The following is a 14,101-nucleotide window of genomic DNA, read 5'->3' as shown; positions in this document are numbered from 1 at the left end:
GCCCTGACGCGAAGCCGGCTCGATCAGGCATCGAGCAGCACGTCGAAGCCGCCCCAGAACATCCGCTTGCCGTCGAAAGGCAGGCGCTGGGGATCCATCATGTTGGCGAGACGTGGGTCGGTCATCACCAGCGCGTTGACCTCATCCCGCCGGTCGCGCGACTCGAAGGTGACGTAGGAGAACACGACGACTTCGTCATCCTTCAAGTGCACGCTTTGCGGGAAGGACGTCAGTTCGCCGGACTGCACGTCTTCGGCAATGCACTCGCGGTATGAGAGGGCGCCATGTTCGCGCCAGATTTTTCCCGCGCGCGTCGCCATCTCGCGGTACTGCTCGATGTTGCGCTTGGGAACGGGGAGGACGTATGCGTCGACGTAGGCCATGCAAGTGTCTCCTTTGGGGCTGGAGCGTCAACAGTAGCGGAGTCTCGGGGCATTCGCAAAGCCGGGTTGATCACTGCACGCAAAATATGGACTATTTATGAAGGCCATTCCTGCTGAACTCGCCGTAAACGTGTCCGAATTCAAGATGAACCCCGCGGCCGTTCTGAGAAAGGCGGGCAACCGTCCCGTAGCGGTGTTCAACCACAACCACAGCCGCGCCGCGTTCTTCGTGGTCGAACCTTGCCTGTTCGAAGCAATGATGGAGGAGCTTGCAGACCAAGAGCTGTACCGCAAAGCAGTCGCCCGGCTGGCCGAGAAGTCGCAGGCTGTCGAGGTGGACATTGAGGATCTCTAACCGCACGCCAACGCGCCTGCTCTCCGCGTGCTGTTGACGCATTCGCCCGGATGGTTCACTCTTGTCATGTCCCGCCGGACGGAGGTTGTCATGCACGCTGACCCGATCGCGCTTCGCAAAATCAAAGCACCCAAAGCACCCAAGGGCCGCCTCTTTGCTGCCCTCATGCTTGCAGCCACGTCCGCGCTCGCCGCCCCGCCTGACCCCGCGGTTGCGCAAGTCCCGTACTTCTACGTCGTGAACGCCGGCACGCTGATGATGGCCGAGGTGCTCGCACACCGCACGGACGATGGGGCCCCGGTCGTGCTTTGGCCGAACTACGGCAGCCCGAGCCAGCAGTTCAGCATCCAGCGGCTGCCTCGATCAGGCGATACCGAGCCCTTGCAAGAACAGTGGTTCCTGTTGAGGGCGCGACATTCAGCGAAGTGTCTGGGCACCACGGGTTTCCAGGCCGGCGCGCCGGTGGTCCAGGAGACATGCAGCGGAGACGCTTCGCAGTTGTGGCGGCTGCGCGCTGTGGCAATGACGGCGGCTGAATGCGCGCCCCGAAGCCGATGTGTCATGGGGCGCCGGACGGTGCTGGAAAACTATCATGACCGTGGCCGCCGATGCCTGGATGCCGCGAACGGCCACATCACGGGCCTGCCGGAACAAGGCTCGGGGCTGCAAGCGCGCGAATGCGTCGCCAGGTTCAGCGCACCCAACGCTGCCAACCAGGAGTGGGAACTGGTCGACGTGCAAGACTGGGACGCGCCGTTCAACCTGAGGTGAGGTCCGCTGCCGCCGCTCCATCGAGGTCGAAGAGAAACGACTGGCCGCGAAGCCTTCTCCTGTCGAATCCGCTCTCCCATGGAAACCGCTCCTTCGCATCGGGCCAGACGATCTGAAAATATCGATGCCGGCCGCGCGCGAGCTGCGGCGGAATCAACAGCTCGAGGCGCTCGGCGTCAGCGGCCCGAGGCATCAAAGGGGCTGGTGCCGCGCCGACGATCATGACGCCCTCGTACAGCGGCTCCCCGGCCTTCACCCGCTGCGCAATGGCTTCCAGAATGCCCTCGGCCTCCGGCGGTGCGATGCCGAAGATGATCAGGTCAGGATGCGCGAAGGTCTTCTGAAGCCCCACCGTATAGACGTAGGTCAGGGCCGTGCTTCGGGTCCCGACGGCCGCCATGGCCCATCCTTGCCGGGCAATGCGCCGCTTGAGCGTCGCGACAACCTCGCGCTCGATGAACATCTATCGCACTCCATCGATCTGATGCCGAACATTTCTGCGGCGTCAGTATCCCTCGGAAAGCGCGATTCAGCCCTCGCGAAGCTGTGCCCGCAGTTGCGCGCCGATGTCCGGCCTCTCCAGGAAAGGATCCGCCGGATTGGTGATGGAGACGATGTTTTCCATCCGGCTCTTCACGTTGCCCAGGGCCTTGGGGTGGCTGAACACATAGAACTGGTTGGCGGTGATCGCTTCGAAAACCTTTTGCGCCACTTCGGCTGCCGTCACCTTGCCGCTGCTGACGGCCTTGTTGCTCATCGCCTGCCCGATCAGTTGGCTCTTGGTGAGTTGGCCGGCGGGCAGTGAGCTCGGCCGATTGCGATCGCTCTGGGTGATGCCGGTGGGCACGAAGTACGGGCACAAAAGGCTTGCACCCACCTGGTCGGTCACGAGCTTCAGGTCCTGGTAGAGCGTCTCGGTCAGGCTCACCACTGCGGCCTTCGCGGTGTTGTAGATGCCCATGTTGGGCGGTGTGAGCAGGCCGGCCATGCTGGACGTGTTGACGATGTGGCCACGATAGGCCGGGTCCTTCGCCGCCGCTTCGAGCATCATCGGCGTGAACAGGCGCACACCGTGCACCACGCCCCAGAGATCGACGCCGAGTACCCATTCCCAATCGGCGACGGTGTTTTCCCAGACGAGGCCGCCGGCGCCGACGCCCGCGTTGTTGAAGACGAAGTGCGGCGCGCCGAAACGCTTCTGCACGGCCTTGGCGAGATCCTCCATCTGCCCGGCGTCGGAGACGTCGACCTTGCGCGCCAGAACTTGCGCCCCGGCGGCTTCCATCTCGGCCTGTGCGCGATCGAGCGCGTCCTGCTGCACGTCGACCAGCACGAGGTTCATGCCGCGCTGGGCGCCGATGCGCGCGCATTCAAGCCCGAAGCCCGAACCCGCGCCAGTGAGAACGGCCGTGGTGCCCTTGAAATCCTGAATCATTTGCGCCAATCCTTTCGTCTCTTGTCTTGGAATAAACCGCTATTGAAATACGGAATCAGCGACGCCGCAGTCGCAAAGGTGCTCGTCCACGCGGCCTTCAAGCCGGCGCACGGCCGAACGGGCAATGCAGGCCATTCTGGACAGGCTCGGCCATCTGCTGCGCGATCCGCTCAGCCCTCGGCCTGCCGCAGCACGAATCCGACGCGCGGAAAGTGAACGTGCACGGTGCCCGTGCGCTCTCCGGTGCGGCGCAACGTGTAGTGCGTGCGCGTGGCGGCGATCAGTTCGCCTTCGGTCGACTCCGGGCCGAAGCTCTCGGCAGTGACGGTGACGCGCGAGCCGAGCGCGATGCCATGGTCGTCCTGGAAGGTGCTGTCGGACAGCAGCGTGTGCGGCGTCGAGGCGGCGGCGATTTCGATGGCTTGCGCGGCATCGAAGGTCTCCATGGACCCGTGGCCGATAGCTGCCATGCGGTCCATCCAATCCACCACCGCGGGCGTGAGGTGCAGGATGCCCGCCATGGAAGGCGTGCGCTTGCGCGTGAACCAGAGCGCGTGGTAGCACGAGAAATCCGCCACCGTGGGAAAACCGCCCAGCAGGTAGTCGGTGTCGTCCAGCATGTCGGACAGCCGCCGCAGATACGACTTGTAGGCCGACGCGGCATCACTGGGGCGCAGCCGCACCAAATTGCCACTCATCGCCTTGCGATCGTCGCTGAAAGCCTTGGCGACTTCGGGCGGCGCCTTCGCGAATGCGTCAGCGAGGCCCTTGCCGCTGAGGCTGTAGGCCATGGCGGCCCAGAACATCGTGCTGTCGGCCCACTGGGCAACAAGACGCGACAGGCCCTTGCCCGGCTCCGGGTAGATCGAAGGCAGCGGCGACAGGTGCTCGAGCACATCGCAGATCAATGCGGTGTCGCAGTAGATGTCGGCCCCGATCTGAAGCACTGGCGTCTTGCGATAGCCCCCGGTGAGCGCCACGAGGTCGGGCTTGGGCATGATGGCCGGAATGATCACCGACTTCCACGCCAGCTTCTTGTAGCCAAGGATCAGGCGGATCTTCTCGGAAAACGGCGAGGTCGCGTAGTGATGCAGGATCAGGTCGGCCATGAGAGTCCTTTTTGCTTTTGAGTTCTTGCTGGTCAGTGGGGCTGCGCACGCGCAATGATCGAATCGAAATCGATGCCTGCGCCCAGGGTGCCGAAGGCTTGCCCCCAGTCGCCGCCGATGCGCGATGCGCAGAACGCACCGACGACGGCCCCCGGCGCGGTCTGGGCGAGCAAGGCACCCTGCACCGCCAGCGCCACGTCCTGCGCGAGGCGGCGCGCTTCGGCCTCGGTCGCCATGGCCTCGATGCGCGCAGGCAGGGCGTCGGCGAGGCGGTCGAGCGCCGCATCGGTGCCGCGTGCGGGCGCCAGCTCATCCGTGAGCGCTGCAATGGCATCGCCCTTGCGCAGGCCGCGAAGCAGGTCGAGCGCCATGATGTTGCCCGCGCCTTCCCAGATTGAATTGAGCGGCATCTCGCGGTAGACGCGCGCCATCGTGCCTTCGCCGCCCTCTTCCACGTAGCCGTTGCCGCCAAGGCACTCCATGGCCTCCTGGGCGAAGTGACTGCCTCGCTTGCAGATCCAGAACTTGGCCACGGGCGTGAGAAGCCGGGCCATGAAGCGCTCGTGCGCATCATCCTGACGATCGAAGGCGCGCGCAAGACGAACCGCGAGCGCGGTCGCAGCCTCGCTTTCGAGCGCGAGATCGGCCAGCACGTTCTTCATCAAGGGCTGCTCGATCAACGGCTTACCGAAAGCCTGGCGCTGCGTCGTGTGATTGAGCGCGAGGCTCAGGGCCTGGCGCATCAACCCGCTGGTGCCGAGCGCGCAGTCGAGCCGCGTCATGGTGCCCATTTCGAGAATCTGCGGAATGCCGCGCCCCTCTTCGCCGACCAGCCATGCGCTCGCGCCGTGAAACTCCACCTCAGAACTCGCATTGGCCTTGTTGCCGAGCTTGTCCTTCAGGCGCTGGATGTGGATGGCGTTGCGGCTCCCGTCTGAAAGCACTCGCGGCAAAAAGAAACACGTCAATCCGGCCGGCGCCTGCGCAAGCACCAGGAAGGCATCGCACATCGGCGCGGAGAAGAACCACTTGTGTCCGGTGATCTCGTAGCGCTCGCCCCAGTCGTCGCTGCCGACCCGAACCGCGCGCGTCGTGTTGGCCCGCACATCCGATCCGCCCTGCTTCTCGGTCATGCCCATGCCCATGGTCAGGCCCGGCTTCTCGCTCCAGTGTTTGAGGGCGGGGTCATACCAGAGGCTTGCGAGCTTCGGACCCCAGTCGGCATGAATGGCCGCATTGCCGCGCAGCGCGGGCGTTGCGGCATAGGTCATCGAGATGGGGCAGAGAATCGACGCCTCCAGCTCGGTGAAGAGCATGAAGCCCGCAGCGCGATGCACATGCGCCGACGGCCCCGAAGCCGCCCACGGCGAGCCGTGCAGCCCGGCGCCCACGGCCGCGGACATCAGCGCGTGATAGCTCGGATGGAACTCCACCTCGTCGACTCGCCGGCCGAAGCGGTCGTGCGTATGCAGCACCGGCGGATGGATGTTGGCGAGACGCGCATGCGTCTGCATCTCCGCCGATCCGACGGCGGCCCCCAAATGGCTGAGCGCTGCCGGATGAAGGTCCGGCGCATTGAACTTCAACGCATCGCGCAACGGCCGGTTGGTTTCGAAGAGGTTGTAGCCGGTCAGCGGAGCCGGCTGGTTGAAGACCTCGTGAGTCGTATCCATTGCCAGTCTCCTTCCGAGGCGAATCAGATCAGCTTGACGAGTTGCTTGCCGAAGTTTCTGCCTTTCAGCAGGCCAAGGAAAGCCTCAGGTGCCGACTCGATGCCTTGCGCGATCGACTCGCGCGGACGCAGCTTGCCGCTCGCGACCAGGGCGCCGAGTTCGGCCAGCGCTTCCGGCCACACTTCCATGTGCTCGCTGACGATGAAGCCTTCGAGCTTGATGCGATTGATGAGAAACAGCGCAGGGTTGGCCAGCGGCAGCGGCTGGCCGTCGTAGCCCGCGATCATTCCGCACAGCGCGACACGCGCAAAGCTGTTCGTGCGCAGCAGCACCGCATCGAAAATGTAGCCGCCGACGTTCTCGAAGTAGCCATCAATGCCGTTCGGGCAGGCTTCCTTCAGTGCGGCGCTCATGCTCTTGATGTCCGGGTGCTCGCGGTAGTCGATGCAGGCATCGAAGCCGAGTTCGTCCGTCACGTATTTGCACTTGTCCGGGCCGCCGGCAATGCCGACCACCCTGCAGCCCCGCGCCTTGGCAAGCGCGCCGAAAGCGCTGCCCACGGCACCGCTGGCGGCGGTGACGACCATGGTTTCGCCGGCCTTCGGATTGATGATCTTCACGAGCCCGTACCAGGCCGTCACACCCGGCATGCCCACGGCGCCGAGGTAATGCGACAGCGGAACGTGCGTCGTGTCGACCTTCTTGAGCGCGCCCGGCTGCGAGGCATCGACCACGCTGTATTCCTGCCAGCCGCCGAAGCCGACGACCTTGTCGCCCACGGCGTACTTCGGGTGCTTGCTCTCGACGACTTCGCCCACGGTGCCGCCCTGCATGACCTGCCCGAGCGGCTGCGGCTGCGCGTAGCTCTTCGACTCGTTCATGCGGCCGCGCATGTAGGGGTCCAGGCTCATGTAGTGATGGCGAACCAGCACCTGGTTGTCCTTGAGCGCGGGCGTTTCGGTGCTGACCAGCTTGAAGTTGCTGGCGACGGCCTCGCCTTCGGGGCGGTTGTCGAGAAGTTGCTGGCGATTGATCGGCATGGCGTACCTTTCTGTCTACGTATTCATTGGGAAATACCGCGGAACCGGCTTTGCCGGGCCGCTGGTGTTGCCCCCTGCAAGGGGGTGGAGGCCACACGAAGTGGGAAAGCCTGGGGGTGTGTCGTTTAGTCTGTGGAAGGGGGTCGCATTTCGTTGGCGCTCGCCGGGCCGATCGGCAGGCGTCGCTTCACGTACTTGAAGGTGCCGGTGGCGTGCGCGCAGACACGCTCCTGGGCGTCGTAGATCTTGGCTTCGGTGAAGGCCATGGTCGCGGTTCGATGCAGCAGCTTGCCGCGCGCGATCAGCGGTCCGACGGAAGGCGCCATGAAGGTGGTCTTCATCTCGATGGTGACCACGCCGATCTCCGGCGTGTCGCTGCGCGCAGCCGCGGCCTGCGCGATGTCGAGCATCGTCATCACGGCGCCGCCGTGCGTCACGTCGAAGGTGTTCAGGTGCTCGGGCTTGGCGGTGTAGTGCAATTCGGACTCGCCGCCTTCGAACTTCGCGATCTCGATGCCGAGATACATCGCGAAGGGAATGCGGTCGATGTAGGAGCGAAGGTGAATGTTGTCTTTGGTCAAAGTCATGTCAGCGGATCATGCGCCAAGGACGACGCTGACGCCGCCGTCGACTGCCAGCCATTGGCCGGTGATGTGCTTGCCGGCTTCGCTGGCATAGAGCAGCGTGATGCCCTTCAGGTCTTCGTCGTCGCCAAGGCGGCCGAGCGGTGCGTGGGCAGCCATCTTTTCTTCTCCCACCGCCTTGATCAGGCCGGCCGCCAGCTTGGTCATGAAGAAGCCGGGGCAGATCGCGTTGACGTTGATGCCGTACTTGCCCCATTCGGCGGCCAGCGTGTGCGTGAAGCCGATCACCGCGCTCTTGGATGTGTTGTAGGCAATGGTCTGCATCTCCGGCGGATTGCCGTTCAGGCCGGCGATCGACGCGATATTGATGATGCGGCCGCTCTTCTTCGGGATCATGTAGCCGCGCGCGATCTGCTGCGCCAGCACGAAATATCCGCGCACGTTGAGATTCATGACCTTGTCCCAAGCCTCGATGGGATGGTTCTCGGCCGGTGCGCCCCAGCTTGCGCCGGCGTTGTTGACGAGGATGTCGACCGCGCCGAGCCGCTCCAGGGTTTCATCGGCGAGGCGCCGCGTGTCGTCTTCCCTGGAACAGTCGGCTGCGATCCAGCGGGCATCGATGCCAGCGCTCTGGAGTTCGGCGGCCGCCTGCTCGAGGTCATCGGCCTTGCGCGAGCTCAGCATGATCTTGGCGCCGGCTTCGCCGAGTGCGTGGGCCATCTGCAAGCCGAGGCCGCGAGAGCCGCCGGTGACGAGCGCCACCTTGCCGGTGAGGTCAAAAAGCTTCTGGATGTTGCGTGCAGTCATGTGGGCTCCGTTATCGTGATTCCTTCGGGTCGTCCAGGCGCGAGCGCACGTAGATGAGCACGACGCCCACCAGCGCAATGATCGCGCCCGGCACGGCCATGGTCCAGCCAAGACCCTCCTCCGTTCGCCCCGTCGCGATGCCAAGGATGACGAGGAAGAGGCCACCGTAGATCAGGATCCATATCCACTTTTCGAGCGTGGCATGGGGTTTGGCTTCGGCCATCAGAAAGCCTCCTCGGGCAGCGCCGCGCAGGTCGGATCGCGGCTTTCGACCACGTTCAGCCAGGCGCCGATTTTGGGCAGTTCGTAGTTGAAGAAGTAGTCGGTCGCGCCGACGCGTCCCGCAGTCGCGGGAGCCGACTTGGCTGCGTCCTGCTCGAGTGCGCGCTGCGCGACGTCCAGCCAGATCCACGCCAGCACCACGTGCCCGAATGCCTGCATGTAGGGCACTGCGTTGGCGAGCGCGTCTTGCGGGTTGCCCGTGGACCAAGCGGCCTTGGTCGCGCTGCCGATGCGTTGCAACGCCGCACCGAGCGCCTTCGCATGGCCAGCGAGCGCGGGCACCTTGCCGGCGCGGGCGATCGTTTCGGCGATGCGTCCACCCAGCAGCGTCAGGCCGCGACCGTCTTCCATCAGCACCTTGCGCCCGAGCAGGTCGGCCGCCTGGATGCCGTGCGTGCCCTCGTGGATCATGTTGAGCCGGTTGTCGCGCCAGTACTGCTCCACCGGAAAGTCGCGCGTGTAGCCGTAGCCACCGTGGATCTGGATCGCGAGCGAATTCGCCTCCAGACACCATTCGCTGGGCCAGCTCTTGGCGATCGGCGTCAGCACTTCGAGAAGCAGGCGGGCATCGTCGGCGGCCTGTGGGCTGCCGGTCTTCTGTTCATCGACGAGGCGCGCGCAATACAGCTCGAGCGCCAGCGCGCCTTCGCAGTAGGCCTTCTGCGCGAGCAGCATGCGGCGCACATCGGAGTGCTCGATGATGCGCACTTGCGGCTTGGCCGAATCCTTGCCCGCCGGGCCGGCGGGGCGGCCTTGCGGGCGGGTCTTGGCGTAATCCAGCGATGCGTAGTAGCCGGCCATGCCGAGCATCGTCGCTGCCGTGCCGACGCCGATGCGAGCCTCATTCATCATGTGGAACATGCAGTGCAGGCCCTTTCCGGGCTGCCCGACGAGATAGCCCACCGCACCGGGCTTGCCGCCCACGGGATACTTGCCCTCACCGAAGTTGAGCAGCGTGTTCGTCGTTCCGCGCCAGCCGAGCTTGTGATTGAGCCCTGCCAGCGCCACGTCGTTGCGTTCGCCGGTCAGTTGCCCTTCGGTATCGACCATGCGCTTGGGCACGATGAAGAGCGAGATGCCGCGCGTGCCGGGAATCAGCTTGCCGTCCGCGTCGGGGATCTTTGCCAGCACGATGTGCACGATGTTCTCGGTCAGCTCGTGGTCGCCCGCCGAAATCCACATCTTGTTGCCCGTCAGGCGGTAGCGCGGTCCGAGTGGATCGTCCTGGAAATCGGGGCCATCCGGCACGGCGCGCGTGGCGACGTCGCTGAGGCTCGAACCGGCCTGCGGTTCGGACAGGCACATCGTGCCCGACCAGCGCCCGGAAAACTCATTCTTCGCAAACACCGTCTGCTGCATCGGCGTGCCATGAACCATCAGCAGATTGGCGTTGCCGCTGGTCAGCATGCCTGAGCCGATGCTCACCGAAGCCATCGCGAAGAAGCTATTGGCCGCCGCCTGCACCGTGTAGGGCAACTGCATGCCGCCGATGTCATAGTCCTGCGCGGCGCTGAGCATGCCGGATTCGGCAAAGGCCTTTTGCGCATCATGCGTGGCCTGCGGAAGAATCACCTTCTCACCATCGAAGTGCGGTTCCTGCGTGTCGACGGTGCGATTGAACGGCGCGTACTTCTCGCGGGCGATGCGCTCGCAGGTGTCGAGCACGGCGTCAAAGGTCTCGCGCGAATGATCGGCGAAGCGCTCGCGCTCGTTGAGCGACTCGGCGTGAAGCCAGTCGTAGAGGAGGAAGTCGAGGGTGGGACGAAGGCTCATGATTCGAAACGCAGTGCGCTCAGTGGGGGATGGGGCTCGACGTCCCCGGAATTACCGCTCGGGCAATCGGGCAATGGTGCCCTGCGCGATGGCGCAGAGCTTTTCTTTGCCGTTGCTGATCGCGAAGACCTCGCAAGTGCAGACGGACTGCGATTTGCCCACGTGCACGGCCTTGGCGCGCGCGATAAGGCGCTCGCCAGTGGCCGGGCGGACGTAGTTGATCTTGTACTCGGCAGTGAGCACAGGCACCTGCATGGCCGTGCCGCCGGCGAAGGTCAGCGCGTTGTCGGCCAGATAGCTGACGACACCGCCGTGCACGAAGCCGTCCTGCTGCAGGACCTTGTCGGTCACCGGCAATTGCATGTCGACCAGACCTGGCGACAGTGCGTGCATCTCCGTGCCGATCAACGCGCTGAATGGCTGTGTCGCCAGCACCTTCCGGCCCATGGCCAGAAACTCTTCGGGCGAGGCCCGTTCGGGCGATGACACAGCCTTCTCCTTCGAAATCAGAGAACCTCGAAGACGCCGGCTGCGCCCATGCCGCCGCCGATGCACATCGTCACGACGACCTTCTTGGCACCGCGACGCTTGCCTTCGATCAGCGCGTGGCCGGTCAGGCGCTGGCCGCTCACACCGTAAGGATGGCCCACGGCGATGGCGCCGCCATCGACATTCAGCCGATCCGCCGGGATGCCGAGCTTGTCGCGGCAGTAGATGACCTGCACGGCGAAGGCTTCGTTGAGTTCCCACAGATCGATGTCGCTGACCTTGAGGCCGAGGCGCTTGAGCACCTTCGGGATCGCGAAGACCGGGCCGATGCCCATCTCGTCGGGCTCGCAACCCGCGACTGCGAATCCGAGGAAACGGCCGAGGGGCTTCAGGCCCTTTTGCTCGGCGTACTTCTCGTCGACGATCACACAAGCGCCGCCGCCATCGGAGAACTGGCTCGCATTGCCAGCGGAAATCACCCCGCCGGGGATGGCTGGACGGATGCCGCTGATGCCTTCCTTGGTCGTTCCAGGGCGGATGCCTTCGTCGTTCTCGACGGTGACTTCCTTGGTGCGCAGACCCATCACCGGATCGGCCACGCCGGCCAGCACGGTGATCGGTGCGATCTCGTCCTTGAAGCGGCCAGCTTCGAGCGCGGCGGTCGCCTTCTGCTGGCTGGCGGCGCCGTATTCGTCCATCGCATCACGGCCGATGTTGTAGCGCTTGGCGACCTGCTCGGCCGTCTGCAGCATGTTCCAGTAGATCTCGGGCTTGTGCTTGACGAGCCATGGATCGGCCAGCATGTGCTTGTTCGCTTCATTCTGCACACACGAGATGCTTTCCACCCCGCCCGCCACATAGACCTCGCCTTCGCCCGCGATGATGCGTTGCGCCGCGGTCGCGATGGTTTGCAGTCCCGACGAGCAGAAGCGGTTGATGGTCATGCCCGACGTCGTGATCGGCAGGCCCGCGCGCAGTGCGATCTGGCGAGCGATGTTCGAACCCGTCGCGCCTTCCGGCGTGGCGCAGCCCATGATCACGTCATCCACCGTGGCGGGATCGATGCCGGCACGCTGCACCGCGTGCTGCACCGCATGCCCGCCGAGCGTGGCGCCGTGCGTCATGTTGAAGGCACCCTTCCAGCTCTTGGCGAGCGGCGTGCGGGCGGTGGAAACGATGACGGCGCTGGTCATGATGTGGTCCTTTGAAAAAGAGGAATGACGATTACTGGGACGATTACTGGGGCTGTGCCGTGTTCTGCAGCAGCTGGTGATAGAACTGGATCGCTTCGCCATAGTTGGCGATTGCGATGCGCTCGTTGGTGCCGTGGAAGCGCGCGAGGTCTTCGCTCTTCACGCGAAACGGGGAGAAACGATAGACCGAATCGCTTACGAGGCTGAAGTGGCGCGAATCGGTGGCGGCAGTCATCAGGCCCGGTGCGACGATCGCATCGGGGAAGGTCTGCCGCACTGCTTGTTCGATGGAGCGGTAACCGTCGCCGTTGGTCGGCGAGACGGGCGATGGCTCCGAGTTGCCGGGATAACGCTTGACCTGGATCGCGTCATTGCCGAGCGCTTTCTTCAGATGCGCTTCGACACTGTCGATGGTGTCGCCCGGAAGGATGCGGAAGTTCACGGCCGCTTCGGCGCGGCCGGGCAGCACGTTGTCCTTGTTGCCGGCCCGCACGATGGTCAGCGCCGTGGTGGTGCGCAGCATCGCATTGCTGCTCGGGCTTTTTTCGAGCTGGCTTTCGACCAGCGGTCCGGTGAGCCACAGGTTGGACAGCATGACGCGATTGATGCCGCTCATCTCCGGCGCGAGCGTGCCGAACATCTGGCCCGCCACGCCTTTGATGCCGCCGGGCATCGGAGAGGCTTCCAGCTTGGACAAGGCCGTGCTCATCATGCCAATGGCACTGTGCGTTGGAGGCATCGACGAGTGGCCCGGCGCCGTGTCCAGCGAAAGGAAGAAAGTGCCATAGCCCTTTTCGGCAAGACCGATCAGCGCCGCCGGCTTCGACAAGCCGGGCAGCACGCCGTCGAGCACCAGCAAGCCTTCGTCGAGCACCCAGTCGAGCCGCACGCCGCGCGACTTGAGCAGCTCCGCGACGGGGAGCGCGCCGCGCAAGCCGCTGACTTCCTCGTCGTCGCCCATCACCAGATAGATCGTCTGGCGTGGCTTGAAGCCGCTGCCGATCAGCATCTCGATGGCTTCCATCTGCGCGAACAGATTGCCTTTGTTGTCGAGCGCGCCACGGCCCCAGACGAAGCCGTCCTTGATCTCGCCGCTGAACGGGTCGACCGACCACGCCTTCTCGGTGCCGGGTGCGATGGGCACCATGTCCTGGTGCGCCATCAGCGCGACGGGCTTGGCCGCGGGGTCGGAGCCCGTCCATGTATACAGCAGCGCATGCTGGCCCACGACTTCCTTCTTCAGGGTGGCATGGACCTTGGGGTATTGCTGTTCGAGATAGGCGTGCAGCTTGTCGAATTCAGCCGCGTTGCCGGCGGGATCGTCCAAGCTGGACACTGTGCGGAACTGGATCGCGCTGGAAAGCCGCTTGGCGGCTGCGGGCAAGTCGATCGGCAACGCCGGCGCCGGCGCCACGGCAATCTGCCGCGACGGCGTGCGCCAGGTATTGAACGCTACCGCTGCCACCAGTGCGGCGAGCACCAGCACCAACGCAAGGAACACACGTTTCAGCATGGAAGCCATCGAGCAACGGGGGTGGCCTTCATCAGCTGAAAGACTTGCCTTCGGCCACCAGCTTCTGGATCAGCGCCGCAGGCTGCCAGAACTTCGCGTCGTCATGCGGGTTCTTCGCAAAACGCTTCATCGATTCGGCCACGTTGTACAGGCCCACCTGCGATGCGTAGTGCATCGGTCCGCCACGCCAGATCGGGAAGCCATAGCCCGTCAGGTACACCATGTCGATGTCGCCGGACTTCGATGCAATGCCGTCTTCGAGGATGTGCGCGCCTTCGTTGACCAGCGCATACACCAGTCGCTGCACGATTTCCTCGTCGGAGATCTTGCGCGGCGTGATGCCGATTTCCTTGCGATGGTCCTCGATCATCTTGTTCACGAGGTCCGAAGGGATCGCGTCGCGCTTTCCGGCCTGGTAGTCGTACCACCCTGCCCCGGTCTTCTGGCCGAAGCGGCCCAGCTCGCACAGCTTGTCGGCCGTGCGGCTGTACTTCATGTCGGCGATCTCGGTGGCGCGGCGCTTGCGGATCGCCCAGCCGATGTCGTTGCCCGCGAGGTCGCCCATGCGGAACGGGCCCATCGCGAAGCCGAACTTCTCGATCGCCTTGTCGACCTGCTGCGGGGTCGCGCCTTCGTCCAGCAGGAAGCCCGCCTGGCGCGAGTACTGCTCGATCATGCGGTTGCCGATGAAGCC

General features: G+C 64.5%; 16 protein-coding genes. 2 read left to right on the top strand and 14 right to left on the bottom strand.

Annotation, left to right across the window (positions count from 1 at the left end; translation table 11 throughout):
* Positions 1–23: 23 nt before the first annotated feature.
* A complete protein-coding gene (locus AC1DEK_RS00080) occupies positions 24–383 on the bottom strand; it encodes a DUF1428 domain-containing protein (protein ID WP_478123164.1) in 360 nt (119 codons plus the stop codon).
* Positions 384–480: 97 nt separating this feature from the next.
* Here AC1DEK_RS00080 and AC1DEK_RS00075 point away from each other — a divergent pair, with 97 nt between their 5' ends.
* Together AC1DEK_RS00075 and AC1DEK_RS00070 are read left to right on the top strand one after the other, a co-directional pair.
* Positions 481–738 carry a type II toxin-antitoxin system Phd/YefM family antitoxin gene (locus AC1DEK_RS00075; protein WP_478123163.1) on the top strand — a complete coding sequence of 86 codons (258 nt, stop codon included), beginning with the start codon at positions 481–483 and terminating at the stop codon, positions 736–738.
* Positions 739–828: 90 nt separating this feature from the next.
* The gene (locus AC1DEK_RS00070) at positions 829–1,509 is read left to right on the top strand and encodes an RICIN domain-containing protein (protein WP_478123162.1); all 681 of its coding nucleotides are present in this window, start codon (positions 829–831) and stop codon (positions 1,507–1,509) included.
* On the opposite strand, the gene AC1DEK_RS00065 is transcribed toward AC1DEK_RS00070, so the two are convergent.
* From AC1DEK_RS00065 to AC1DEK_RS00005, 13 genes are all read right to left on the bottom strand, one after another.
* A complete protein-coding gene (locus AC1DEK_RS00065; RefSeq protein ID WP_478123161.1) occupies positions 1,496–1,972 on the bottom strand; it encodes a DUF4262 domain-containing protein in 477 nt (158 codons plus the stop codon). The genes AC1DEK_RS00070 and AC1DEK_RS00065 overlap by 14 nt on opposite strands.
* Before the next feature lie 66 nt (positions 1,973–2,038).
* A complete protein-coding gene (locus AC1DEK_RS00060; protein ID WP_478123160.1) occupies positions 2,039–2,944 on the bottom strand; it encodes an SDR family oxidoreductase in 906 nt (301 codons plus the stop codon).
* Between the two features lie 170 nt (positions 2,945–3,114).
* Positions 3,115–4,053 carry a glutathione S-transferase family protein gene (locus AC1DEK_RS00055; protein ID WP_478123159.1) on the bottom strand — a complete coding sequence of 313 codons (939 nt, stop codon included), beginning with the start codon at positions 4,051–4,053 and terminating at the stop codon, positions 3,115–3,117.
* Positions 4,054–4,085: 32 nt separating this feature from the next.
* Entirely contained in the window at positions 4,086–5,726 is a 1,641-nt protein-coding gene (locus AC1DEK_RS00050; protein ID WP_478123158.1) for an isovaleryl-CoA dehydrogenase, read from the bottom strand.
* 23 nt (positions 5,727–5,749) lie between these two features.
* Entirely contained in the window at positions 5,750–6,766 is a 1,017-nt protein-coding gene (locus tag AC1DEK_RS00045; protein WP_478123157.1) for an NADP-dependent oxidoreductase, read from the bottom strand.
* Positions 6,767–6,891: 125 nt separating this feature from the next.
* A complete protein-coding gene (locus tag AC1DEK_RS00040) occupies positions 6,892–7,353 on the bottom strand; it encodes a PaaI family thioesterase (protein WP_478123156.1) in 462 nt (153 codons plus the stop codon).
* Positions 7,354–7,362: 9 nt separating this feature from the next.
* Positions 7,363–8,157, bottom strand: coding sequence for an SDR family oxidoreductase (locus AC1DEK_RS00035; RefSeq protein WP_478123155.1), 795 nt, complete (start codon positions 8,155–8,157; stop codon positions 7,363–7,365).
* Between the two features lie 10 nt (positions 8,158–8,167).
* The gene (locus tag AC1DEK_RS00030) at positions 8,168–8,380 is read right to left on the bottom strand and encodes a hypothetical protein (RefSeq protein ID WP_478123154.1); all 213 of its coding nucleotides are present in this window, start codon (positions 8,378–8,380) and stop codon (positions 8,168–8,170) included.
* On the bottom strand, positions 8,380–10,212 hold the full coding sequence (locus AC1DEK_RS00025) for an acyl-CoA dehydrogenase (protein WP_478123153.1): 1,833 nt from the start codon (positions 10,210–10,212) through the stop codon (positions 8,380–8,382). The genes AC1DEK_RS00030 and AC1DEK_RS00025 overlap by 1 nt, the downstream gene beginning before the upstream one ends.
* A 51-nt stretch (positions 10,213–10,263) precedes the next feature.
* Positions 10,264–10,659, bottom strand: a complete 396-nt coding sequence (locus AC1DEK_RS00020) for a PaaI family thioesterase (protein ID WP_478123954.1) — start codon at positions 10,657–10,659, stop codon at positions 10,264–10,266.
* Positions 10,660–10,718: 59 nt separating this feature from the next.
* Entirely contained in the window at positions 10,719–11,894 is a 1,176-nt protein-coding gene (locus AC1DEK_RS00015; protein WP_478123152.1) for an acetyl-CoA C-acyltransferase, read from the bottom strand.
* A gap of 43 nt (positions 11,895–11,937) precedes the next feature.
* A complete protein-coding gene (locus AC1DEK_RS00010; protein ID WP_478123151.1) occupies positions 11,938–13,407 on the bottom strand; it encodes a M20 family peptidase in 1,470 nt (489 codons plus the stop codon).
* A gap of 31 nt (positions 13,408–13,438) precedes the next feature.
* The coding region (locus AC1DEK_RS00005) for a 3-hydroxyacyl-CoA dehydrogenase family protein (RefSeq protein ID WP_478123150.1) at positions 13,439–14,101 on the bottom strand (663 nt) is incomplete at its 5' end.

Source organism: Variovorax sp. 10N420 (genome assembly GCF_056394705.1).
Note: the sequence above shows the minus strand (reverse complement) of the source record. Positions and strands in the feature narration are given on the sequence as shown.